Source organism: Vibrio sp. 1249-1, assembly GCF_033340495.1.
Window position 1 is genome coordinate 1 of sequence record NZ_JAWOWJ010000895.1, and the last position, 576, is coordinate 576.

Genomic DNA, 576 nt, shown 5'->3' on the forward strand with positions numbered 1-576 from the left:
TCTTCCGATCTTTGTATTTCGCTTCAATCTCTTCAAAGCTCATGCCTGTCGCTGCAGAGTAAAGACCCATTAGGTTTGCAATGCCCGCTTTGTTTTCAACATCATGGCGAATGCTTGGTGGCGTTTCGGTATCGGTTTGCGCTTTGTTGATCTTCTTGATGATCGATTTTGGCTCTTCAAGCAGCGTGATAACGTTCTTACGGTTATCATCAGACTTCGACATTTTCTTCGTCGCATCTTGAAGGCTCATTACGCGCGCGTTAACCGTTGGAATGTATGGCTCAGGCACCGTGAAGATTGGGCTTTCTGGCGAGTAAATGTTGTTGAAACGCGTTGCGATATCACGCGCTAATTCTAGGTGCTGCTTCTGGTCGCTACCTACTGGCACTTGGTGTGCGCCGTAAAGCAGGATGTCTGCTGCCATTAGCACTGGGTAATCAAACAGACCCACGTTTACGTCGTTCGCGTAACGTGCAGACTTGTCTTTAAACTGAGTCATACGGCTCAGTTCACCCATTTGAGTGTAACAGTTAAGAAGCCAACCAAGTTGAGCATGCTCTGGTACGTGTGACTGAA

Annotated in this window: 1 protein-coding gene; it reads right to left on the minus strand. The window is 47.4% G+C overall.

What is annotated here, in order from left to right; all coding sequences use genetic code 11:
• On the minus strand, window positions 1-576 hold a 576-nt coding region (gene trpS, locus R7Z50_RS29535; RefSeq protein ID WP_318150018.1), incomplete at both ends, for a tryptophan--tRNA ligase.